Origin of the sequence: Tepidimonas ignava (genome assembly GCF_004342625.1) — a bacterium.
Taxonomy (GTDB): domain Bacteria; phylum Pseudomonadota; class Gammaproteobacteria; order Burkholderiales; family Burkholderiaceae_C; genus Tepidimonas; species Tepidimonas ignava.
In genome coordinates this window covers 240,088-263,403 of sequence record NZ_SMAH01000001.1, presented here as the reverse complement: position 1 = coordinate 263,403, position 23,316 = coordinate 240,088, and the positions used below count along the sequence as shown (strand labels likewise).

At 69.1% G+C, this 23,316-nt stretch carries 22 protein-coding genes; 2 read left to right on the top strand and 20 right to left on the bottom strand.

The features are described from left to right. Positions 1 to 28: 28 nt before the first annotated feature. From EDC36_RS01275 to EDC36_RS01265, 3 genes are all read right to left on the bottom strand, one after another. Entirely contained in the window at positions 29 to 1,312 is a 1,284-nt protein-coding gene (locus tag EDC36_RS01275; RefSeq protein ID WP_132961433.1) for a TRAP transporter large permease, read from the bottom strand. Beyond that, positions 1,309 to 1,998: a TRAP transporter small permease gene (locus EDC36_RS01270; protein WP_132961432.1), complete on the bottom strand. Its 690-nt coding sequence runs from the start codon at positions 1,996 to 1,998 to the stop codon at positions 1,309 to 1,311. Before EDC36_RS01270 ends, EDC36_RS01275 begins: the two co-directional genes overlap by 4 nt. 76 nt (positions 1,999 to 2,074) lie before the next feature. Beyond that, positions 2,075 to 3,094 carry a TRAP transporter substrate-binding protein gene (locus EDC36_RS01265; protein ID WP_132961431.1) on the bottom strand — a complete coding sequence of 340 codons (1,020 nt, stop codon included), beginning with the start codon at positions 3,092 to 3,094 and terminating at the stop codon, positions 2,075 to 2,077. A 156-nt stretch (positions 3,095 to 3,250) separates the two neighbouring features. Between EDC36_RS01265 and EDC36_RS01260 the strand changes: the two genes are divergently transcribed. Further along, a complete protein-coding gene (locus EDC36_RS01260; protein WP_132961430.1) occupies positions 3,251 to 5,230 on the top strand; it encodes a sensor histidine kinase in 1,980 nt (659 codons plus the stop codon). A gap of 5 nt (positions 5,231 to 5,235) precedes the next feature. Next, positions 5,236 to 5,889, top strand: coding sequence for a response regulator transcription factor (locus EDC36_RS01255; protein WP_132961429.1), 654 nt, complete (start codon positions 5,236 to 5,238; stop codon positions 5,887 to 5,889). 28 nt (positions 5,890 to 5,917) lie between these two features. Here EDC36_RS01255 and EDC36_RS01250 read toward each other — a convergent pair whose 3' ends face one another. From EDC36_RS01250 to ndk, 17 genes are all read right to left on the bottom strand, one after another. Then, the gene (locus EDC36_RS01250) at positions 5,918 to 7,099 is read right to left on the bottom strand and encodes a cystathionine beta-lyase (protein WP_132961428.1); all 1,182 of its coding nucleotides are present in this window, start codon (positions 7,097 to 7,099) and stop codon (positions 5,918 to 5,920) included. After that, positions 7,087 to 7,611, bottom strand: a complete 525-nt coding sequence (locus EDC36_RS01245; protein ID WP_132961427.1) for a phosphoribosyltransferase — start codon at positions 7,609 to 7,611, stop codon at positions 7,087 to 7,089. Before EDC36_RS01245 ends, EDC36_RS01250 begins: the two co-directional genes overlap by 13 nt. Positions 7,612 to 7,637: 26 nt before the next feature. Further along, positions 7,638 to 9,023: an adenylosuccinate synthase gene (locus EDC36_RS01240; RefSeq protein WP_132961480.1), complete on the bottom strand. Its 1,386-nt coding sequence runs from the start codon at positions 9,021 to 9,023 to the stop codon at positions 7,638 to 7,640. A 54-nt stretch (positions 9,024 to 9,077) separates the two neighbouring features. Next, on the bottom strand, positions 9,078 to 10,250 hold the full coding sequence (locus tag EDC36_RS01235) for an ATP phosphoribosyltransferase regulatory subunit (protein WP_132961426.1): 1,173 nt from the start codon (positions 10,248 to 10,250) through the stop codon (positions 9,078 to 9,080). 63 nt (positions 10,251 to 10,313) lie between these two features. Then, positions 10,314 to 11,216, bottom strand: a complete 903-nt coding sequence (gene hflC / locus EDC36_RS01230) for a protease modulator HflC (protein WP_132961425.1) — start codon at positions 11,214 to 11,216, stop codon at positions 10,314 to 10,316. Positions 11,217 to 11,230: 14 nt separating this feature from the next. Continuing rightward, positions 11,231 to 12,535 (bottom strand): FtsH protease activity modulator HflK, encoded by a 1,305-nt coding sequence (gene hflK, locus EDC36_RS01225; RefSeq protein WP_132961479.1) that lies wholly within the window; start codon positions 12,533 to 12,535, stop codon positions 11,231 to 11,233. 41 nt (positions 12,536 to 12,576) lie between these two features. Beyond that, the gene (gene hflX / locus EDC36_RS01220; RefSeq protein ID WP_243646412.1) at positions 12,577 to 13,740 is read right to left on the bottom strand and encodes a GTPase HflX; all 1,164 of its coding nucleotides are present in this window, start codon (positions 13,738 to 13,740) and stop codon (positions 12,577 to 12,579) included. A gap of 41 nt (positions 13,741 to 13,781) precedes the next feature. Then, positions 13,782 to 14,030 (bottom strand): RNA chaperone Hfq, encoded by a 249-nt coding sequence (gene hfq / locus EDC36_RS01215; RefSeq protein ID WP_132961423.1) that lies wholly within the window; start codon positions 14,028 to 14,030, stop codon positions 13,782 to 13,784. Positions 14,031 to 14,114: 84 nt separating this feature from the next. After that, entirely contained in the window at positions 14,115 to 15,470 is a 1,356-nt protein-coding gene (der, locus tag EDC36_RS01210) for a ribosome biogenesis GTPase Der (RefSeq protein WP_132961422.1), read from the bottom strand. Next, positions 15,467 to 16,618, bottom strand: coding sequence for an outer membrane protein assembly factor BamB (gene bamB / locus EDC36_RS01205; protein WP_243646411.1), 1,152 nt, complete (start codon positions 16,616 to 16,618; stop codon positions 15,467 to 15,469). Before bamB ends, der begins: the two co-directional genes overlap by 4 nt. After that, positions 16,618 to 17,274, bottom strand: coding sequence for a YfgM family protein (locus EDC36_RS01200; RefSeq protein ID WP_132961421.1), 657 nt, complete (start codon positions 17,272 to 17,274; stop codon positions 16,618 to 16,620). Before EDC36_RS01200 ends, bamB begins: the two co-directional genes overlap by 1 nt. A gap of 48 nt (positions 17,275 to 17,322) precedes the next feature. Next, complete coding sequence (gene hisS / locus EDC36_RS01195) at positions 17,323 to 18,621, bottom strand: histidine--tRNA ligase (protein ID WP_132961420.1); 1,299 nt, start codon at positions 18,619 to 18,621, stop codon at positions 17,323 to 17,325. A 74-nt stretch (positions 18,622 to 18,695) separates the two neighbouring features. Beyond that, positions 18,696 to 19,991, bottom strand: a complete 1,296-nt coding sequence (gene ispG / locus EDC36_RS01190; RefSeq protein ID WP_132961419.1) for a flavodoxin-dependent (E)-4-hydroxy-3-methylbut-2-enyl-diphosphate synthase — start codon at positions 19,989 to 19,991, stop codon at positions 18,696 to 18,698. A gap of 10 nt (positions 19,992 to 20,001) precedes the next feature. Beyond that, positions 20,002 to 20,907 carry a helix-turn-helix domain-containing protein gene (locus EDC36_RS01185; RefSeq protein ID WP_132961418.1) on the bottom strand — a complete coding sequence of 302 codons (906 nt, stop codon included), beginning with the start codon at positions 20,905 to 20,907 and terminating at the stop codon, positions 20,002 to 20,004. Continuing rightward, positions 20,900 to 21,706, bottom strand: coding sequence for a type IV pilus biogenesis/stability protein PilW (gene pilW, locus EDC36_RS01180; RefSeq protein ID WP_132961417.1), 807 nt, complete (start codon positions 21,704 to 21,706; stop codon positions 20,900 to 20,902). The genes EDC36_RS01185 and pilW overlap by 8 nt, the downstream gene beginning before the upstream one ends. Next, on the bottom strand, positions 21,703 to 22,854 hold the full coding sequence (rlmN, locus tag EDC36_RS01175; protein WP_132961416.1) for a dual-specificity RNA methyltransferase RlmN: 1,152 nt from the start codon (positions 22,852 to 22,854) through the stop codon (positions 21,703 to 21,705). Before rlmN ends, pilW begins: the two co-directional genes overlap by 4 nt. Positions 22,855 to 22,861: 7 nt before the next feature. Continuing rightward, complete coding sequence (ndk, locus tag EDC36_RS01170) at positions 22,862 to 23,287, bottom strand: nucleoside-diphosphate kinase (RefSeq protein WP_132961415.1); 426 nt, start codon at positions 23,285 to 23,287, stop codon at positions 22,862 to 22,864. Positions 23,288 to 23,316: the final 29 nt, after the last annotated feature.

The window sequence follows — 23,316 nt, the reverse complement described above, 5'->3', positions numbered from 1 at the left end:
GCGGCGGCCGCCGCCCCGCCCCGGCGGCTTAGATCATGCCCAACATGCGGGGCAACGTCAGCGACAGTGACGGCCAATAGGTGACCACGCCCAGAAAAACCAGCATCGCCAGCAGCCACGGCCACACCGCCACGGTCAGCTCGGTGATGCCCATTTTGGTGATGCCCGAGGCCACGTACAGGTTCAGCCCCACCGGCGGGTGGCACATGCCCACTTCCATGTTGACCACCATGATGATGCCGAAGTGCACCGGATCGATGCCCAGCTTCATCGCCACCGGGAACAAAATCGGGGCGAAGATCAACACGATGGAGGACGGCTCCATAAAGTTGCCGGCCAGCAGCAAAATGATATTGACCGCCAGCAGGAACGTGATCACCCCCAGCCCGTGTCCCAGCATCCAGTCCGCCAACGCCTGCGGAATGTTCTCGTTGGTCATGATGAAGCTGAACAGCACCGCGTTGGTGATGATGTACAGCAGCATGGCGCTCATGTTGGCCGAATTCAGCAGCACCTTGGGCACGTCGCGCAGCCGCATGTCTTTGTAAATGAACACGGCCACGACGAACGCGTACACGGCGCTCATCGCGGCGGCTTCGGTGGGGGTGAAGACGCCGCTGTAAATGCCGCCCATCACGATGACGATCAGCAACAGCCCCCAAATCGATTCACGCAACGCCGCCCAGCGCTCGGCCCAACTGGCGCGTGGCATGCGCGGGTAGTTGAATTGGCGCGCCCGCCAGTACGTCACGCCTCCCAGCACCGCCGCCAGCGCCAGCCCCGGCACCACACCCGCCATGAACAGCGCCCCCACCGAGGTGTTGGTCGCCACCGAGTACATCACCATCACGATCGAGGGCGGAATCAAAATACCCAGCGCCCCCGACGTGGTGACGACACCCGCGCCGAAGTTTTTGGGGAAACCCGCTTTGACCATGGCGGGCAGCAGGATCGAGCCGATCGCCACCACCGTGGCCGGCGACGAACCCGACACGGCGGCAAACAGCGCGCACGCCACCACGCCGCCCAGACCCAGCCCGCCGTACCAATGCCCGACCATGCTGGTGGCAAAGCGGATCATGCGCTTGGCCACCCCGCCGTGGGTGAGAAAATTGCCGGCCAGGATGAAAAACGGAATCGCCATGATCTCGAACTTTTCGATGCCGGTGAACAGCTTGAGCGCCACCGACTCCAGCGGCACGTTCGAAAAGCCGAACAAAAAGGTCAGCACCGTCAAGCCCAACGCAATCGAGATGGGCATGCCGGTGAGCATCAACACCGTCAGAATCAGAAAAATGATCAGCGCGCTCATGGTTGCTTGTCCTTCGAACCCAGACGGTCGACCGGCGGCCGCGGGTGCAAGTCGTCGTCGGCTGCAAACGGGTTGAAATCCACCGGCGGTGCTTGTGCTTCATCGGGCAGCCCATCGACGTGCCCGTGGTCGTGGTGCGGCAATTCGCCCGAGCGCATGAACGTCACCAAGACCTGCACAAAACGAAAGCACATCAACCCCGTGCCCAGCGGGATGGCGCTGTAGACCATCCACGTGGGCCACTCCAGGTCGGGCGTGGTGGGGCCTTCGGGGATGTCATCCACCGGCCAGCCGAATTGTTGTGCCACGAAGTGGTGCGCGCCGTTGTCCCACACGAACGTCGCGCCCAGCCAGGCCACCACCGCGGTGAACAGCGCGCCCCCCGACAACCCGATGATGATGAACTTCGTGCGGGTGGCCGGTGGCAAACGGTTGATCAGCACGTCCACCCCGACGTGGATGCCGGTGCGCACCCCGTACGCTGCGCCGAACTTGGCCATCCACACAAACATGATGATGGTGAGCTCCTGCGCCCAACCGAGGTTGAGCGTCAGCAGCCAATCCTGCACGCCGGGAATCGGCCAGCCCGCGGCGTAGCGGTGCAGCACCGCGACGAAGACGATCAGGGTGGCGCCGGCCATCAAGGTGCCGATGAGCCACTCCTCCAGGCGATTGAGCCATTGCATGGTCGTCACTCCTGCGTCCATACGACAACGCGGGCCGGCCGCCATGGCAGCCAGGCCCGCGTCGCCGCAAGCGCACTTACAGTTGGTTGGGATCGAAGCCAGTCACCTGGTACACCGACTGCAGCGTGTCCTTGCCCGCGCGGTCGGCCATCTTCAGGTGCACCGGCGCCAGGGCTTTTTTCAGTGCCAAGCGCTCCTGCGCGGTCGGCGTATACACGGTGGTCTTGCCGCTGGCCTTGACCGCTTCCAGCGCTTTGTCGTTTTCTTCCTTGGCGATGCGGTTGGCGTAGTCGGTGGCCTCCTTCATCGCCTGCTCCAGCTCGCTGCGGATGTCAGCGGGCAGGCCGTCCCAGAACTTCTTGTTGACGATGACGGCGTAGCCCAGGTAGCCGTGGTTGGTCAGCGACAGGTGCTTTTGCACCTCGTGCATCTTTTGCGTGTAGAAGTTGGAAATCGGGTTTTCGGTACCGTCGACCACCCCCGTCTGCAGGGCTTGGTACACCTCGGAAAACGCCATCACCTGCGGGATGCCGCCCAGCGCGCGCACTTGCTCTTCCAACACCTTGGACGACTGGATGCGGAACTTCTTGCCCTTGTAGTCCGCGACGCTGCGCAGCGGCGTATTGGCCGAGAACGACTTGAAGCCGTTGTCCCAGTACGCCAACCCCTTGATGCCCTTGGGCTCCAGCTTGGCCAGCAACGCCTTGCCGACCGGGCCCTGGGTGACCTTGTGCAGCTCGTTGTAGTCGTCAAAGATAAACGGCAGGTCGAACAACTCGAACTCCTTGACGCCCAGCGGCCCGAACTTGGCCAGCGACGGCGCCAGCATCTGCACCGCCCCGAGCTGCAGCGCCTCCATTTCCTCCTTGTCTTTGTACAGGGCGCTGTTGGCGTACACCTCGACCTTGACGCGCCCCTTGGTCAGCTCGGCGGCGCGCTTGGCAAAAAAGTCGGCCGCCTTGCCCTTGGGGGTGTCCTGCGCCACCACGTGGCTGAACTTGATGACGATGGGCGCCTGCGCCCACACCGGGGTGCTCAGGGTCAACGTGACGGCCGAGGCCAGCGCCAAGGCGCGACGACGTGTGATGGTTGCCATGGGGGAAGACTCCTCTTGCAGCGTAGGTGAATGAACCAACGGCCGCGAGTATCGGGCGCCCCTGGGCAACCACGCGATTGTGGAAATCCACATTTTGCCCGCATCCGACGCCAAAATTAGGGTTTTCCCTAGTCTTTGGGCCACTAGACTCGCACCATGGCCGCTGCGCCTATCCCCATCGAAGCCGCCCTGCCCGCGCCGCCGACGACGCGCGCCGGGCGGGCGGTGTGGCTGCTGCCAGTGGCCGCCGCCGTGGTGTTCGTGTTGGCGGTGCTGGCCCTGGCGCAGTACTGGTTTGCGCGGGACGCCGAGGAGCGCCGCCAGACCCTGATCGCCGATGCGCTCAACGTCAGCGCCCAGCTCAAAGCGCAACTGGAGGTGGAACGCTCGCGCGTGCGCACTTTGGCCGAGCAACTGCACAACACCGCGCCCACCCCCGCCGCCCTGGCGGCCAACCCGGAGGTGCAAGCGGGCCTGCAACGCCTGTGGATCAGCGTGACGTGGCTGGACAGTCACTACCGCCTGATCGCCCAGCTCCCTTCTGACACGCCCCGGGGTACGGGCTTGCCCGAGGCGCGCGTTGGGCTGTCCGGACACCTGAGTGCAACCTACCCGAGCATCGCCCAAGGCTCCGGCGACGACGTGCTGCCACCCGCGCCGCCGCAAGGCACGGTGGTGGTGCGTTACGCCTTGCCACGCCTGCTTAAAAACGCCGCACCGTGGTGGATCACGCGCAAGTACGTGGTGCAACTGCTCGACCATACGGACCAAATCGTCGCCTCGGCCGACGACGCCGCCGTGCCGGCGGTCACGCCCGAACACGAAAGCTACCGCATCGACCTGGGCGACGAGCTGCCCGGCTTGGCGCTGGAGCTGACGTTGCGCGAACGCACACCACGCCTGTGGTCGCCGCTGGTGGTGGTGCTGATCGCGGGCTTTTTGGGCCTGATGGGGCTGGCCACGTGGCTGTTGCGGCAACAGGTGCTGCAAGTCAGCCGCGCCGAAGCCGCCTGGCGCACCGAGGCCACCTGGCGCAGCGCCATGCAGGACAGCGCCCTGGTGGGCCTGCGCGCCCGCGACGCCGAAGGTCGGCTGCTGTACGTCAACCGCACGTTTTGCGAGATGGTCGGCTACCCGGCGCACGAACTGATCGGCCGCAAGCCACCCATGCCCTACTGGCCACCGGAGGCGGTGGATGAGCTGATGAGCCGCACCGCGCGCAACCTGCAGGGCCTGGCGCCACGCGAGGGTTTTGAGGCGGTGTGGCAACGCGCCGACGGCCAACGCATCACGGTCATGGTCTACGAGTCCCCGCTGCGCGACGCGCACGGACACCAAATTGGCTGGATGGGGTCGATCATCGACATCACCGCGCGCAAACAACTGGAGGAGCGCGAGCAGCGCCACCGCGAAGCGCTGGCGCGCCAGGCACGGTTGAGCAGCTTTGCGGAAATCGCCTCGGCGCTGGCCCACCAGCTCAACCAACCGCTGGCCGCCATCGCCAGCTACAGCGAAGGGCTGCTGCACCTGCTGCAGCGCCGCGGCGTGCACGACGAGCAGGTGCTGCAAGCGCTGCGGCGACAAGCGGAGCAAACGCGCGAGGCGGGGCGCATCGTGCAGCGCATGCGTGACTTTTTGACCCGGCGTCAGCCCAAGCGCGAGGCGGTGGACGTGTCAACCATCGTCGCACGCGTCGAAGCGCTGCTGCGTCCCGAGTGCCGACGCGCCGGGGTGCGCGTGACGCTGCGTCAGGCCCCGACGTTGCCGTCGGTGCAGGCCGATGAAGTGCTGTTGGAGCAGGTTCTGATCAACCTGCTGCGCAACGCGCTGGACGCGGTGGCCGGTCTGCCCCGACGTGACATCCGTATCGACACCGAACACGACGCCGCTGCCGGCACCGTCACCGTTCGGGTGCACGACAGCGGCATCGGCCTGCAAGGACGCTCGATTGAGGAGCTGTCGCAGCCGCTGCACAGCACCAAACCCGACGGGTTGGGGCTGGGGCTGGCCATTGCCCGCTCGGTGGTCGAAGCGCACGGCGGCGCGCTCAGCGCCAGCGACTCGCCCCTCGGGGGCGCCTGTTTGACTTTCACACTGCCGGCACCCGCAGACACCCCCGCGCTGACGACCAATTGACCATCATGCCTGACACCGTCCCCACCCCACCGCACCCCGGCACCGTGTACTTGGTGGACGATGAAGCGGCCTTGCGCGAGGCGCTGACGTTTTTGTTCACCGCCCACGGCCTGGACACCCACGCGTTCGCCAGTGGGCCGGCGCTGCTGCAAGCGTTGCAGCACCCCCCGGCGCTGCCCGCCTGCATCGTGCTGGATGTGCGCATGGAGCCCATGTCCGGGCTGCAGGTGTTTGAGGCGCTGCAGCGCCTGGCGTGGCCGCTGCCGGTGGTTTTTCTCAGCGGCCACGGCGATATTGCGATGGCGGTGGATGCCATCAAACGCGGCGCGTTCGACTTCGTGGAAAAACCGTTTCACGACGCCGTCCTGATCGAGCGCGTGCACCAAGCGCTGGCCTGTTGCGTGCAGGCCATGCAGCAACACGACAGCGTGCGCGCGCTGCGCACGCGGCTGGCATCGCTCAGTCCGCGCGAACGCGAGGTCATGGTGCGCGTGGCCGCCGGCAAGCTCAACAAGGTCATCGCCGATGAGCTCGACATCGCGATGCGCACGGTGGAGGTGCACCGCTCGCGCGTCTTTGCCAAGCTGGGGGTACGCTCGGCGGCGGAGCTGGCGACGCTGCTGGCCAAGGCCGGCTGGCAAGACGGAGCGGGCCGTTAGGCCGGTGGCGTTCGGCAGCGCCTTGCGCTCAACGCAGCACCCGCAACGCTTGCTGCAGGTCGGCGCGTAGGTCGTCCACGTCCTCCAGGCCGACCGCCAGCCGCACGACGCGCGGCGCGTGGGGCCACGGGCGCGCGCGTATCGCGGGCACGTCGTACGGCACACACAGGCTCACCGGTCCGGCCCAACTGTAGCCCAAGCGAAACAGCCGCAGCGCATCGCAAAAGGCGTCCACCTGCGGCGGTGCCACCGCGCGCTCGAACACCACCGTCAGCAGCGCCGCGGCGGCGCGGGCGTCGCGTTGCCAGTGGGCATGGCCCGGCGAGCCGGGCAGCGCCGGGTGCAGCACCTGGGCCACGCCCGGCTGCTCGGCCAGCCAAGCGGCCAGCGCGCGGGCGCTGCGGTCTTGCGCGTGGTAGCGCAGCGCCAGCGTGGGCAGCCCACGCAGCACCAGCTCGGCGTCGTTGGCGCCCACGCCCAGGCCCAGTCGCATGTGGGTCATCAGCACCGCGTGGTGCAAGGCGTCGTCCCGTGTGCACACGGCGCCCATCAGCACGTCGGCCCCGCCGCTGGCGTACTTGGTGAGCGCCTGCACGGCGATGTCCGCCCCCAGCTCGAACGGGCGGTACGCCACGCCTGCACCCCAGGTATCGTCCAGCGCGGTGACGATGGGCCGCGCGCGGCCAACGTTGGCCCGGCGCACGACGTCCACCAGCGCGGGCACGTCGGGGAACTCCAGCGTGACGGAGCCGGCGGCCTCCAGCCACACCAAGCGCGTGCGCGGGGTGATCGCACCGGCCAGGTCCGCCGGGTTCATGGGGTCGTACACGCGATGCGCGATGCCCCAGGCGGCCAGCTCGTGCTCGGCCAGCGCCTTGTTGGGGCCATAGGCGTTGTCGGGGATCAGCACCTCGTCACCGCTGCGCAGCAGCGCCTGGTCCACCAGGGCGATGGCCGCCAGCCCGCTGGGCGCCAGCACGCAGTGGCGCGCGCCTTCCAGCGTGGCCAGGCGCTCTTCCAACGTGAACGTGGTGGGTGTGCCGTGCAACCCGTAGGTGTAGCCGGATTTGTCTTGCCAACGCCGCGTGCGCATGGCCGCGACGTCGGGGAAAAACACCGTCGAGGCCTTGTGCACCGCCACCGGTGCCGCGTCGAAGCCGTCCGGCGCGCGGTACGGGTGGTGGATCAGCCGGGTGCTCAGACCTTCCATTTGGCCATCAACTGCTCAGGCCGCAGGTTGTCGTAGCACTCGAACGGCTGGTGGATCCAAGGGTTGGTGGGCAAAAACTCCACCGAGTAGTCGGGCGTGAAGATCGACACCGCCTTGGTCCACAGCACCGCGGTGCGCAGCTCGGTGATCGGAGGGTAGTGGGTGCGCAGCAATTCCACCACCGCCTTGAGCGTGTGGCCGGAGTCAGCCAGATCGTCCACCAGCAGCACGCGCCCGGCGATTTCACCCTTGGGCGTGGTGATGTAGCGCGCGATGTCGAGCTGGCCACGCACCGTGCCCCCTTCGGCGCGGTACGAACTCGTGGACATGATGGCCAGGGGCTTGTCGAAGATGCGGCTCAGGATGTCGCCGGGCCGCATGCCACCGCGCGCCAAACACAGGATGGTGTCGAACGCCCAGCCGGACTGGTGGATTTGGATGGCCAGTTTTTCGATCAGGTTGTGGTACTCGTCGTACGAGACGTACAGGTGCTTGCCGTCTTCGGTGAGCATGGGGCGGACCTTTCGCAACGGGGCCGTCAGGCGGCAAAGGGGTGACGCAGCAGGATCGTGTGGTCACGATCGGGGCTGGTGGAGATCACGTGGATCGGCACGCCTGTGGCGGCCTCGATGCGCTCCAGGTAGCGCCGGGCGTTGAGCGGCAGATCCTGGTAGCGGGTGATGCCCGCGGTGGGTTCGCTCCAACCGGGCAACGTCTCGTAGATCGGCTCGCAGCGGGCGATGTCGTCGGCGCCCAGCGGCAGCAGGTCGATGACCTGCCCATCCAGGCGGTAGCCCACGCACAATTGCAGCTCGGGCAAGCCGTCCAGCACGTCAAGCTTGGTGATGCACAGGCCCGACAGGCCGTTGACCTGCGCGGAGCGCTTCAGCAGCGCGGCGTCGAACCAACCGCAGCGGCGCGCGCGGCCGGTGGTGGTGCCCTTTTCGGCGCCGACGGTGGCCATGTGCCAGCCCGGCGTGCCTTCGGTTTGCCAATCGAGCTCGGTGGGGAACGGCCCGCCGCCCACGCGCGTGCAGTACGCCTTGGTGATGCCCAGCACGTAGTGCAGCAGCCCCGGTCCGACGCCGGAGCCGGCGGCGGCGTTGCCGGCCACGCAGTTGCTGGACGTCACGAAGGGGTAGGTGCCGTGGTCGATGTCCAGCAGCGTGCCCTGCGCGCCCTCGAACAGCAGGTTGGCGCCCTGCCGGTGCGCCTCGTTGAGCTCGCGCGACACGTCGGCCACCATCGGCAGCAGTTGCTCGGCGTGGCGCATGGCCTCGTCGTACACGACGTCGAAGCGCACGCGCCCGCGCTCGATGTACGGCGCCAAGGCCGGCCCCCAGTCCAGCGTTTCCGACCCCAGGTAGGTCACCAGCAGATGGTTGTGCAGCTCCAGCAACTCGCGCAGCTTGGCGGCGAAGCGCTCGGGGTGTTTAAGGTCCTGCACGCGCAGCGCCCGACGCGCCACCTTGTCTTCGTAAGCCGGCCCGATGCCGCGGCCGGTGGTGCCGATTTTGGCCGCCCCGGCGCGCTCCTTGGCGGCTTCGCGCGCCACGTCCACCGCCGCGTGAAACGGCAGGATCAGCGGGCAAGCCTCGCTGACGCGCAGGCGTGAGCGCACCTCGACCCCGGCGCGCTCCAGGCCCTCGATTTCCTCCAGCAGTTTGCCCACCGACAGCACCACGCCGTTGCCGATGTAGCAGCGCACGCCCGGGCGCATGATGCCGCTGGGGATCAGATGCAGCGCCGTCTTGGCGCCGCCGATGACCAACGTGTGGCCGGCGTTGTGACCGCCCTGAAAGCGCACCACGCCGTGCGCGGTCTCGGTCAGCCAGTCGACCAGCTTGCCCTTGCCCTCGTCACCCCATTGGGTGCCGACCACCACCACGTTGCGCCCCGGCTGGGGCTGAAATGCAGGATCCATCATCGATTGTGCGTGCCTTGTTGGCTGCAAGTAAGGTTGATCGTCGTCGGGGCATCAGGCAGCCAAGGGCTGCACGATCCAGGCGCCCGCGTGCTGCACCAGCTCGCGGTCGCAGGCGAATTCGTCCACTTCGTGTTCGTGCCCGGGCAACACGCACACCACCGTTTCGCCCTGGGCGCGCAGCGCGGCCACGGTGGCACGCAACCCCGCGTCGTCGTGCCGCCACGGCGCCCGGATGGCCGCCCGCAACGGCGGCGCCGGCACCAACCGCACCAACTGCTTGAGGTCCAAGCTGAAACCCGCCGCGGGGCGCTGCCGACCGAACACCGCGCCGACCGCGTCGTAGCGCCCGCCGCGGGCAATTTCCTGCGGCTGTCCATCGCCCCCGTAGATGGCAAAGCGCACGCCCGTGTAGTAGGCGTAGCCGCGCAGGTCGGCCAGGTCAAAGGTCACGCGAACGTCGCGGTCGAGTTCATGCAGCCTGGCCCGCAGCCAGTCCAGATCGTCCAGCGCCGCACGCAACGCCGGCCCGCCCCGCAAGCGTTGCGCCGCCGTGGGCAGCACCTCCGCCCCGCCCCACAGCGTGGGCAAGGCCAGCAGCGCCGAGCGCACGTCGGCCGGCAGCGGCGCGGCCAACGTGGCCAACGTCGCTGTATCCTTGGCCGCCAGCGCGGCGTGCACGGCGCTCACCTGCGCCGGCGTCAACGCGCAGCCGTGCAGCACCGCGTCGACGACGCGCACGTCGCCCAAGTCCACCTGCAAGCCCCGCAGCCCGGCGGCGCGCAACGCGTCCAGCGCCAGCTCCAGCACCTCCAGATCGGCCTCGCGGCCTGCGTGGCCGTAGATCTCGGCGCCAAACTGCAGCGGCTCACGCGTGCCGTGCGCCCCGCCCGCGCGGGTGTGCAGCACCGGGCCGCAGTAGCACAGCCGCGCCACACCTTGGCGGTTGAGCAGGTGCGCGTCGATGCGCGCCACCTGCGGGGTGGTGTCGGCGCGCAGCCCCAGCGTGCGCCCGGAGAGCTGGTCTACGAGCTTGAACGTTTGCAGCTCCAGCGCCTCGCCGGTGCCGGTCAGCAGCGACTCCAGATGCTCCAGCAGCGGCGGGATGACCAGCTCGTAACCGTAGCGGCGCGCCGCCTCCAGCAGGTTGCGCCGTAAGTCTTCGAGGTGACGCGCCTCGGAGGGCAGGACGTCGGCGATGTGATCCGGCAGCAGCCAGGCGGACATGGGGTGTGGTGGGTGGGCAGCGGGACAAGACCGTGATTGTACCCCGCGGCCCCCGGTGTCTTTTCAGCGGCTGGGGCTGCCCACCCCGCCCGCGCCCTTGAAGGCACGGAAAAACTCCGACGACGGATCGATCACCAGCACGTCCCCTTTGCTGGCGAAGCTGGCCTTGTAGGCCTCCAGGCTGCGGTAAAACTGCGCAAACGCCGGGTCACGGCCAAACGCCTGGTTGTAGATGCGCGCCGCTTCCGCGTCGCCCTCACCCTTGATTTTTTGCGCTTGGCGGTAGGCTTCGGCCAGAATCACCTCGCGCTCGCGGTCGGCTTCGGCGCGGATTTTTTCGCCCTCGGCAAAGCCGGTGGAGCGAAGCTCGTTGGCCACGCGCTTGCGCTCGGCTTCCATGCGGTCGTACACCGAGCGGGTGATCGACTCGGCGTAGTCGATGCGCGAGATGCGCACGTCCACCACGTCCATGCCCCAGGGTTTTTCGGCGCCGCGCACGGCGGCCAGCACCTCGCGCTGCACCGCGGCCATCAGTTCCTCGCGCTTGGCCGACAACAGCTCGCGCAGGGTGCGTTTGTTGACCTCTTGCTGGAAGGCGTTGCGCACCACGCGGTTGAGCTGGGCGGCGCCAGCGCGCTCATCCAGCCCCACGTTGCGGATGTAGGCCGAGGGGTCCGAGATGCGCCAGCGCACGTACCAGTCAATGACGACGCGCTGCTTCTCGGCCGTCAGCGTCGGCTCGGTGTCGGTGCTCTCCAGCGTCAGCAGCCGCTTGTCGATGTACGACACGTTTTGGAACGGCGGCGGCAGCTTGAAGTTGAGCCCCGGTTCGGTGACGACGTTGCGGATCTGACCGAACTGAAACACCACGCCGTACTGGCGCTGGTCGACAACGAACATCGTGGAGCTGAGCACCGCCAGCGCCACCAACAGGGTCGATACGAAGAATCCGATGCGGTTGGCCATGGTGATCCTCGTCGTCAACGACCTTCACGGTCACGGCTGCGGGCGTCGTCACGGGTGCGCGGGTCGCGCGTCGTGGTCGCGTTCGGCGCGGCGGCGCTGCTGGCCGCCGGCGCCGGGACGGCGGCGGCTTCGGCGCTGACCTGCTGCATGATTTTGTCCAACGGCAGGTACAGCAGGTTGGATTGCTGGCGCGTGTCGATCAACACCTTGGTCACGTTGGCGTAGATCTGCTGCATGGCCTCCAGGTACAGCCGCTCGCGCATCACCTGCGGGGCCTTGGCGTACTCAGCCTGCACGAGGGCGAAGCGCTGCGCATCCCCCTGCGCCTGCGCCACGATGCGCGCTTTGTAGCCTTCGGCCTCCTGCAGCAGCCGCGCGGCCGCCCCGCGCGCGCGCGGCACGACGTCGTTGGCGTAGGCTTCGGCCTCGTTCTTGGCACGCTCGCGCTCCTGCCCGGCTTTGAGCACATCGTCAAACGCGGCTTGCACCTGCTCGGGCGGGCGCACCCCGCCCGCTTGCAGGTTGATGCCGACGATTTCGATGCCGACGTTGTAGCGGTCCAAGATGGTTTGCATCAGCGTGCGCACACGCGGCGCGATCTGCTCGCGCTCTTCCGCCAGCGCCGCGTCCATCTTCATCTTGCCCACCACCTCACGCACGGCGGTTTCGGCGGCCTTGACCACCGCGGCGTCGGGGTCGCGGCTGTTGAACAGGTACGCGCGTGCGTCGCTGAGGCGGTACTGCACCGCAAACTTGATTTCGACGATGTTTTCGTCCTCGGTCAGCATGGCCGACTCGCGCAGACCCGTGGCGCGCACGATGGCGTCACGGCCGATGTCGACCGAGCGGATTTGCGTGACAAACACCGTCTCGTGGCGCTGGATCGGGTACGGCAGCCGCCAGTTGAAGCCCGCCCCCACCGTGCTGTGGTAGCGACCAAACTGGGTGATGACGGCTTGCTGACCTTCTTGCACGACGAAAAACCCGGTGCCCAGCCAGATCAAGACCGCCACCCCGGCGATCAGCCCCACGCCGATGCCGGCGCCCTTGGCGTCGGGCCGCCGCGGCGGCTCGGCGCCGGGCCAGCCAGAACGCCCTCCATCGCCGCCGCCCCCGCGACCGCCGAACAGGCCGCCCAGCTTGCGGTTGAAGTCACGCCACAGCTCGTCGAGGTCGGGCGGCTGGCCGTCGCTGTCGCGCGGGCGGCGGGTCCGGCCGTCATCGTCGGAGCCACCGCGCCCCCAGCGCGGATCGTTCAGGTTGAACGCGCGGCCCAGCCAACGACGCCAGCCCGTGGCGCGGGCGGCGGGGGGGCGCATGGGTTCGGTGTCGGGCATCAACCCCAGCGGGGTGTGGTCGTTCATGGGCGATCGTCCCTGTGGCTGTGCTGCAATTGTGCCGGATCGTGCGCGTCCTCGGCGTCGGGGTGGTGATGCTGGCGCGCGCTGTCGGCCAAGACCTGCCGCAACGTCTCCAGACCTTCGCCGGTAACGGCGCTGACAAACACCCGAGGCACGCGCCGGCCATCAAGTTCCACCTCGTCGCGCAGCCGATGCGGACGCCGCTCGGGCGGCAAGGCGTCGAGCTTGTTGAACACCAGCACCTGCGGGATGTCGTGCGCGCCAATGTCGTGCAGCACCCGCAGCACGTCGTCGATCTGCTCGGGGTGCTGGGGGTTGGCGGCGTCGACCACGTGCAGCAGCAAGTCGGCCTCGCGCGCTTCTTGCAGGGTGGCGGAAAACGCCTCCACCAGCGTGTGCGGCAGGTCGCGAATGAAGCCCACCGTGTCCGACAACGACACGTGACCGGCCTCGGGGCCAAGGTAGAGCTGGCGCGTGGTGGTGTCCAGCGTGGCAAAGAGCTGATCGGCGGCGTAGGCGCGCGCCTTGACCAGCGCGTTGAACAGCGTGGATTTGCCGGCGTTGGTGTAGCCGACCAACGACACGTCGAAGGTACCGCGGCGTTGGCGCTGACGGCGCTGGGTGTTGCGTTGGCGCTTGACCAGCTCCAGGCGCTTGCGGGTGCGCTGGATCGCCTCGGCGATCATGCGGCGGTCGAGTTCGATTTGCGTCTCGCCGGGGCCACCGCGCAGGCCGATGCCACCGCTTTGGCGCTCCAGGTGGGTCCAGCGCCGCACCAAACGGGTTTGCAGGTACTGCAGCCGGGCCAGCTCGACCTGCAGCTTGCCCTCGTGGCTGCGGGCACGCTGGGCGAAGATGTTGAGGATCAGCAACACGCGGTCGTTGACCGGCAGCTTGAGATGGCGCTCCAGGTTGCGCTGCTGGGCGGGGCTGAGCGCTTGGTCAAACAGCACCTCGCGCGCGCCGTGGGCGGCGGCCAGCGCCTGGATTTCATCGGCCTTGCCCTTGCCGACAAAGAGCGCGGCGTCCGGCGCACGGCGACGGCACACCACGCGGTCCAGCACGGCAAAGCCCGCCGTGCGCGCCAGCTCGGCCAGCTCGGCCAGCGTGGGGTCGAAGTGCGGCTGCCCGAGGTCCACCCCCACCAGGATGACCCCCGGCACGGCCGGGCCAGCCGGGGCAGCCGTCGTTTCCAGCGGGGTGCTCAGGCTTGGTCCTCAGCGCCTTGGTTGGCCGAGAACTGCACGGGGCGGCCCGGCACGATGGTCGAAATGGCGTGCTTGTACACCATCTGGGTGACGGTGTTGCGCAGCAGCACCACGTACTGGTCGAACGATTCGATCTGGCCTTGCAGTTTGATGCCGTTGACCAGGTAAATCGACACCGGCACGTGCTCGCGGCGCAGTTGGTTGAGGAACGGGTCCTGAAGGAGTTGGGCCTTGTTGTTGCTCACGATATGTTCCGTGTTGCTAGGGTTGAAAAACCGGGATGCTGAAGTTACCACAAACCAGACCGCCGCGCCCGCGTGGGCGTATGGTCAGGCGTAGGGGTTGTCTTGCGTGCGCAGCTCGATGCGCAGCGGTGTGCCCACCAGGTCGAACGCCTTGCGAAAGCGCGCTTCCAGGTAGCGCCGGTAGGCGTCCCCGACGTGCTGCAGCGCGTTGCCGTGGATAACGATCACCGGCGGGTTGTGGCCGCCTTGGTGGGCGTAGCGCAGCTTGGGGCGCACGTTGCCGGCGCGTTTGGGGGCCTGGAACGCCACCGCCTCGTGCAGCAGCCGGGTCAGCAGCGGGGTGGGCATTTTGACCATCGCCGACTCGTAGGCGCGCACGATGGATGTGAACAGCGCCTGGATGCCCACCCGCTGGCGCGCCGAGATGAAGTGCAGCGGCGCGTGCTTCAGAAAGCCCAGCCGCGCCTCGATCGAGCGCTGCACCAGTTGGCGCTGGTACTCGTCCACCGCGTCCCATTTGTTGACCGCCAGCACCACGGAGCGGCCGCTGTCAAGAATGAAGCCCGCGATGTGCGCGTCTTGCTCGGTCACGCCCTCGGTGGCGTCCAGCAGCAGCAACACGACATGCGCGCCTTCGATGGCCTGCAAGGTCTTGACGACGGAAAATTTTTCCACCGCCTGAAACACCTTGCCCTTGCGCCGCAGGCCCGCGGTGTCGATGAGCTCGAAGCGTCGCCCCTCGCGCTCGAACGGCACTCGGATGGCGTCGCGCGTGGTGCCGGGCAAGTCGAACGCGACCAAGCGCTCCTCGCCCAACCAGGCGTTGATCAGGGTGCTCTTGCCGACGTTGGGCCGCCCGGCCACGGCCAGCCGGATGACGCCGTCGCCAGCCTCGGCCGCCTCGGTGGCGTCGGCGGGTGACGGCTCGGCCTCGTCCAAGCCCAGGCGCTGCAGCGCGGTGTCGACCAGCGAGCGCAAACCCTGGCCGTGCGCCGCCGACACCGGCACCACCTCGCCCAGCCCAAGCTCGAAAAACTCCGCCCACTGCGCGCTTTCGCGCATGCCTTCGGCCTTGTTGGCCACCAGCACCACCGGCTTGCCCAGCCGGCGCAGGTAGGCGGCGATGTCGTGGTCCTGCGCGGTCAGGCCGGCGCGGGCATCGACGACGAACAGCACCACATCGGCCTCGGCCACGGCCTGGCGGGTCTGCTTGGCCATCTCGCGCACGATACCCTGCTCGGCCGTAGGCTCGAAGCCCCCGGTGTCGACCACGATGAAGTCGCGCCGCCCCCAACGCGCCTGACCGTAGTGCCGGTCGCGCGTCAGGCCGGGCAGGTCCGCCACCAGCGCGTCACGGCTGCGCGTGAGGCGGTTGAACAACGTGGACTTGCCGACGTTGGGGCGCCCCACCAACGCCACCACGGGGGTGTGGCCACTCATTGCGGTCGCCACGCGTACACGCCACCCGCACGGGTGACGGCGATCAGGGTGTTGCCCGCCGCCAGCGGGCCTTCGACAACGGGCGTGCCATCGGTGGCAAAGCGGTTGACCAACGAGCCGTCCGCGCGCGCCAACAGGTGCACGTAGCCTTGCGCGTCACCGATGGCCAGCGAGCGCCCGATCGCCAGCGGCGCGCTCAACCCGCGGTGCAGCAACCGCTCGTTGGACCACGCCTCGGCGCCATCGCTGCGGCGCCACGCCCGCACGCGGCCGTTGGCTTCGGTGCCGTACACGCGCTCGGCGTCGGCCTGCACGCCGACGGCGCCATCGGCCGGCTGGCTCCACAGCGTGCGCCCGCTGACCGCGTCCACGCACCCCACCGCCGCCTGGAACGCGCGCACGCACAGCACGTCGCCGTCGCGGCCAACGCGGCCCACGGGGTCGACCAGCCGCTCGATTTCGGTGGCGCCACGCGTGCGCGCCACCACCGTGTCCCACAGCACCCGCCCGGCGTCGGGGTCCAGGCCAACCAGGCGGCCGCCGATGCCGGCCACCAGCGTGTTGCGCACCGCGGTGAGCACGCCGGCCTGCTGCAACACCAGCGGCTCGGTGCCACGGCTGGTCCAGCGCCAAAGCGCTGCGCCGGTGCGTGCGTCGAAGGCGCTGACGCTGCGGTCACCCGCCAGCACGAACACGCGTTCGCCGGCCACCAGCGGCGGCGTGTACACACGGGCGGCGATGCGCTGGCGCCACGCCACACCGGCCGGGGTCAGCACCACCAGGTCGCTGTCGCGCGTCACCAGCGCCACGCGCTGGCCGTCGAAGCCCACGCCTGCGCCCATCGGGGCGCCCGCCGCCGCGCGCCAGCGCAACTGCCCCGTTTCGGCCTGCAGCACGCTGACTTCGCCGGCGGCGTTGGCCAGCGCCAGCAGCCCGTCGCGCACCACCGGCACCAGCAGCGGGTCGATGGCGCCGATGTTTTGCGACCACACCTGCTGCGCCGCCACCAGCGGCACCACCGGCTCCAGCGGCGCGGGCTGGGGTTTTTTGGGGCCGGACGAGCATGCCGCCAGGCCCATCGCCATCACCATCAGCGTCGAGCGCAGCATGCGCCCCACCCCCTGCCCCTGCGTTTGTTTGTGGCTCATCATCGCTGCTCCTGCGCACCGGGGTCGACCCCGAGCGCGTTCAACTTGGCTTCGACGATGGCGCGGTACCCGACCTCGGCCGGCAGCGCGCGCCACGCTTGCAAGTACGCTTCGCGCGCCGCGTCGAGCTGCCCCTGACGCTGCCGCACGTCGCCCAGCCGGTCGGCCCGCCACGGGGCCCAAGCCTCGGGCAGCGGCTGTTGCAGCAGCCGTTCAGCCTCGTCGAGCTGGCCGGCATCCAACGCCAGCCCGGCCTGGCGCAGCCGCGCCACGGCGGCCAGCTCGTCGTCGTCGCGCCGTTGCACCACGAACGCCAGCGCCGCACGCGCGTCGTCGGCCTGCCCGCCTTGCGCCAACACGCGCGCGGCCAACAGCGCGCCCAACCGGGCCTGTTCGGTCCGCGCCGCCTGCGCCTGCAGGTCAGCCCAGACCCGGCGCACGCGCTCGACGTCACCGCCTTGGGCGGCTTGCTCCAGCTCGTCCAGCAGCGCCGTGGCCTGCACGGCCTGGCGCTGCTGCCAGTAGTTCCAGCCTTGCCAGCCGGCGTAGACCAGCAGGGCCAGCGTCACCGCCCAGGTGATGAGGTTGCCCCAGCGCGCCCAAAAGGCCTTGAGCTGGGCGAGTTGTTCCTGTTCTTCGAGGTCGTAGGCCGCCATCGTGTGTCCGTTGCCGTGCAATCGTGCGCATTGTAGGGGGGCGCGGCTTTAGCGCGCGGCGCGCAGCTCGGCCGCCCAGCTCAGGGCCTGGTCCAGCGGTCGGCGCTGCTGCTCGGTGATCGGCCCCACACCTTCACGCAGCGGCTTGATCGCCACCATGCCTTGGTCCAGCTCGTCGGCGCCAAAGATGAGCGCGTAGCGCGCGCCGCTGGCGTCGGCCTTTTTGAATTGGGCTTTCATGCTGGCCAGCCCGTCGGCGGTGCTGGCGTGCATGACCACCTCGACCCCGGCGGCGCGCAGCGCGCGCAGCGTGGGCAACACCTGCGGCCACGCCGCCGCGTCGGGCACGATCGCGTAGGCGTCCGGCACCGGCACCGCGGGCAAGCGCTGCTGGGCTTTGAGCAGCTCCAGCAGCCGCTCGACCCCCATGGCCCAGCCCACGCCCGGCGCGGGTTTGCCACCCAGCTCGGCCACCAGGCCGTCGTAGCGGCCGCCGGCGCAGACGGTGCCTTGGGCCCCGAGCGACGTCGTGACGAACTCGAACACCGTGTGGTGGTAGTAGTCCAGGCCGCGCACCAGGCGCGGGTTGATGCGGTAGCCAATGCCCAGCGCGTCCAGCAGCCGGCACACTTGCTCGAAGTGCGCGCGCGACGCCGCGCCCAGGTGGTCCAGCAGCTTGGGGGCGGCCTCCACCAACGGCTGCATGGCCGGGTTCTTGGTGTCGAGGATGCGCAGCGGGTTGGTGTACAGCCGCCGTTGCGCGTCGGCGTCGAGTTGGTCGCGGTGCTGCTCGAAATACGCGATCAGCGCCTGCCGGTGCGCCGCGCGCTCGGCCGGCTGGCCCAGCGTGTTGAGCTCCAGCGTCACGTCCTGCACACCCAGCTCGGCCCACAGATCGGCGGCCAGCGCGATCACCTCCGCGTCGGCTTCCGGACCGGCCAGCCCGAGCGCCTCGATGCCAATTTGGTGAAACTGCCGGTAGCGCCCGCGCTGCGGCCGCTCGTGGCGGAACATCGGCCCCATGTAATACAGGCGCTTGGGCCCGTCGTACAGCAGGTTGTGTTCGACCACCGCCCGCACCACGCCGGCGGTGCCCTCGGGGCGCAGCGCCAACTGTTCGCCGTTGAGGCGGTCTTCGAAGGCGTACATCTCCTTTTCGACGATGTCGGTCACTTCGCCCAGCCCGCGCACAAACAGCGCCAGCGGCTCCACGATGGGGGTGCGCAGGTTGCGGTAGCCGTAGCGGGCCAGCAGCGCGCGCACGCGCGCTTCCAGCCACTCCCAGTGCGCCGAGTCGGGCGGCGCGATGTCGTTCATGCCTTTGACGGCGGTGATGCGTTCGCTCATGATGGATGGTTCAATGGGGGCGGCGCGGGCCACACCCCGCCTTGCGGGACGAGGGCCGCGCGGCGCCCACCGGGTCAATGGCCGTGCACGCCCCAGCGGCGTGCCACGTACGCTTCGACGATGTCACGGAACTCCTCGGCGATGCGCTCGCCGCGCAGCGTGGCCACCTTGTGGCCGTCCAGGTACACCGGAGCGGCCGGGGCCTCGCCGGTGCCGGGCAGGCTGATGCCGATGTCGGCGTGTTTGCTTTCGCCTGGCCCGTTGACGATGCAGCCCATGACGGCCACCTTGAGGTTTTCCACGCCGGGGTAGCGGCGACGCCACTCGGGCATGGCGGCGCGCAGGTGGTCGTCGATCTGTTTGGCCAGCTGCTGAAACACGGTGCTGGTGGTGCGCCCGCACCCGGGGCAGGCGGTCACGCTGGGCACGAAAGCACGCAGCCCCAGCGCCTGCAAAATCTCCAGCGCCACGACGACCTCCTGCGTGCGCGGCTCGCCCGGCTGGGGGGTGAGGCTGACGCGGATGGTGTCGCCGATGCCCTGCTGCAGCAGCACGGCCAGCGCCGCCGCCGACGCCACCGTGCCCTTGGTGCCCATGCCGGCTTCGGTCAGACCCAGGTGCAGGGGGTGGTCGCAGCGGCGCGCCAGTTCTTGGTACACGGCGATCAGGTCCTGCGCGTTGGACACCTTGCACGACAGCACGATGTCCTGCGGCGCCATGCCCAGCGCCATCGCCCGCTGCGCCGAGGCCAGCGCCGACGTGATCAGCGCCTCGTACATCACCTGGCGCGCGTCCCACGGTTGCGCCCGGCGGGCGTTGCGGTCCATCAACTCGGCCAGCAGCTCCTGATCCAGGCTGCCCCAGTTGACGCCGATGCGCACCGGCCGCCCATGGCGCAACGCGGCTTCGACCATCTGCGCAAACTGCTTGTCTTTTTTGTCGCCGCGGCCGACGTTGCCGGGGTTGATGCGGTACTTGGACAGCGCCTCGGCCATCGCCGGGTGGTCGGCCAGCAGGCGGTGCCCGTTGAAATGAAAGTCGCCGATCAGGGGCACGTCCACCCCCATGCGGTCGAGCTGCTCGCGGATGTGCGGCACCGCCCGGGCGGCCTCGTCGTTGTTGACCGTGATGCGCACCAACTCCGACCCCGCTTGCGCCAGCTCCTTGACCTGGATCGCGGTGGCGATGGCGTCGGCGGTGTCGGTGTTGGTCATCGACTGCACGCGCACCGGCGCGTCGCCCCCCACGGTGACGCGGTTGCCGCCCCACGCCACCACCCCTTGGCGCGAGCGGCGCGGCGCGGGACCGCCCAGCGGGATCGGGCGCTCAGCCTCGGTCGGCAGGCACGGGGGTGTGGCGGTGGCGGTCATGGTGTGGCGATCAGCGAACCTCGAAACGGGCCACGTTGTTGCGCGTCACGGGCATCAGGTCGAACGGCTGGCCCCGCACGCTCACCTGGGTCGCGTCCGCCCGGCCCACGGTGACGGCCAGCGGCGCGTCGTCGGCCGGCAGGCTGACCACCTCGCCCGGCTGTACGTTGCGCTGCAGCAGCACGCGCCCGGATGCCCCCACGACCTGCACCCAACTGGTGGCCGCAACGCGCACGGTCAGCAGCGCGTCGGCCGCGGGGGCCGCCGCGGTGGTGGCCGACGACGCCGCACTGGGGGGTGCCACGTTCGGCGCCGGCGTGGTTGGCTCGACCGCCGGCCCGGCGGGTGGCGTGGGTTGAGGCGCTGGCGACGCTGGTGGCGCCGTCGGGGACGCCTCGGCCGCCGGTGGGGGCGCAGAGGCCACCTGCGGCGCGGCAGGCGGCGCAGGCTGGTCCGCCGACGGGGACGCGGTCAACCCTAGCCCCTCTGGCGAACGCTGCGGCAACCACCACCACGCCAGCACGGCCGCCACCAACAGCAGCAGCGCCAGCAGCCATGGCAGGCGTCGAGCGTGGTTGCCTGGGTCGGCGAACGCGAGCGGCTGCTCCTCGCGCGGCATCGGCGCGGCCAGGTCGCCGCTGACCGGCACCAGGCGCGGTGCTGCGGTGCTGGGCAGGGCGGCCAGAATCGGCGCGGGGTCGAGCTTGAGCGCCCGGCACACGCTCAGCGCCAGGGCGCGGGTAAACGTGGCGTCGGGCAGCGCGTCGTAGGCGCCCGCTTCCAGCGCCTGCAGGCGCTGCACCGGCACCTTCAGCACGGCCGCCAGGGTTTCGATCGGCAAACCGGCGCGCTCGCGCGCCAGGCGCAGTTGGTGGCCTGCGTCCAAGGCCGGGTGGATCGGCGCCGTGTCATTCATCGAACGCCCCCCGCTCGTAGGACCCGGCTTCGCGCGAGGCCGGGAAGCGACGGCGCAGCTGCTCGCCCAGTTGCTGCGCCGCTTCGCGGTTGCCCAGGCGACGTTCGATCTTGACGCCGAGCCACAGCGACTCGGCGTTGGCCAGCTCGGAGTTGTTCAGGCGCCGTGCATAAAACCGCGCACGCTCGTCATCACCCCGCTGGTGCAGCAGCAACGCCAGGTTGTACATCGTGATGGGGTTGCCGGGGTCGAGCTCGAACGCGCGCACCAGCGACCGTTCGGCTTGCCCCGGCTCGCCCGCGCGGGCCTGGCACACGCCCAGCGCCAGCCAGGTGCGCGCCACGCCGCGGTAGCCGGGCGTGTCCAGCGCGCGGCGCAGCGCGTCGAACGACGCCGGGTAGCGCCCCTCCTGGCACAGCATCCAGCCGTAGTTGTGCCATGTGTCACCGTCACGCGCATCCAGCCGCAGGGCCTGCTGGAAGCTGTCTTCGGCCAGCCGGCTGTCGCGCAGTGCGGTGTAAATGAGGCCACGCAGGTTGAACGCGGCGGCGTACGCCGGGTCGATCTGGATGGCCTGCTTGACCTCATCCAGCGCCACCGTGTATTGGCCTTGCTCGAAGTAGCCCGCCGCCAGCTCCACACGGGTGCGGGCGCGCTTGCGCTGCGGTGGCTCGTCGGATTCGGTCACCCAGTCCTGCCCCGCCCCGGGCGGACGTGTCCCACCGGCGCACCCCACCAGGGTGGCGGCCAGCAGCAGCGCCAGCACCGCCGCTGGCCACCCGCGCAGCGCACGGCTCATGCCGCGGCCTCCTGGGCAGCGGGCTGCGTGCGCTCGACGGCCAGCCGCAGCGTGCCGCGGCGCGCCAAGCGCTCACGCACCCGCGTGCGATCCAGCACGTCGCCCGCCAGTTGGCCGCAGGCGGCGTCGATGTCGTCACCGCGGGTTTTGCGCACGGTGGTGACGATACCGGCGCCGTTGAGGTGGTCGGCAAACGCCTTGACCACTTCGGGGCGCGAGCGCCGCAGGCCCGACGCTGCAAACGGGTTGAATGGAATCAGGTTGACCTTGCACGGCACCCCCTGGCCGCGGTGGGTGCGCAGCAGGGTGACCAGTTGCTCGGCGTGCGCCAACGTGTCGTTGACGCCATCGAGCATGCAGTACTCCAACGTGATGAAGTCGCGCGGGGCGGCCGGCAGGTAGCGCAGGCAGGCGTCGAGCAGCTCGGCCAGCGGGTATTTGCGGTTCAGCGGCACCAGCTCGTTGCGCAGCGCGTCGTTGGGCGCGTGCAGCGACACGGCCAGCGCCACAGGGCAATCCTGCGCCAGCCGATCGATCATCGGCACCACGCCCGAGGTGGACACGGTGACACGCCGGCGCGACAGGCCGTAGCCGTGGTCGTCCAGCATCACCCGCAACGCCGGCACCAGCGCCGCGTAGTTTTGCAGCGGCTCACCCATGCCCATCATGACCACGTTGGAAATGACGCGCTCGTGCGTGCCGAAGCGGCGCCGCAGCGTGTGCTCGGCGTACCACAGCTGGGCGATGATCTCGCCGGTGGTCAGGTTGCGGCTGAAACCCTGATGGCCGGTGGCGCAAAAGCGGCAGGCCACCGCGCAACCGGCCTGGCTCGACACGCACAGCGTGCCGCGGTCGTCTTCGGGGATGTAGACCGTTTCGACCGCGTTGCCGTCGCCAACGTCGAACAGCCACTTGATGGTGCCGTCGCTCGACACGTGCTCGGCCAACACCGGCAGCGCGCGCACCTGCGCCAACGCCGGCAGACGCTGGCGCAGGTCGCGCGCCAGGTCGCTCATGGCGTCGAAGTCGGCCACCCCTTTTTGGTGGATCCAGCGAAACAGCTGCACCGCGCGAAAGCGCTTGTGGCCCAGCCGCTCGCACCAGGCGGCCAACCCCTCGAGGTCGAAATCGAGCAAATTGGCCGTCATGGCATGGTCAGCGCGAGTAAATGTTCATGCCGGGGAAGAAAAACGCCACTTCGACGGCGGCCGTCTCGGGCGCGTCGGAGCCGTGCACCGCGTTGGCGTCGATGCTGTCGGCGAAGTCGGCGCGGATGGTGCCGGGGGCGGCCTTCTTGGGGTCGGTGGCGCCCATCAGCTCGCGGTTTTTGGCGATGGCGTTTTCACCTTCGAGCACCTGCACCATCACCGGGCCGGACACCATGAAGTCGACCAGATCCTTGAAAAACGGGCGCTCTTTGTGCACCGCGTAAAACGCCTCAGCTTCGCGGCGCGACAGGTGCACCATTTTGGCCGCCACGATCTTGAGACCGGCGGCTTCGAAGCGGCTGTAGATCTGACCGATGACGTTCTTGGCAACGGCGTCGGGCTTGATGATGGAAAGGGTACGTTCGATGGCCATGGTGTTTGCGTGCAATGATAAAGAAAACC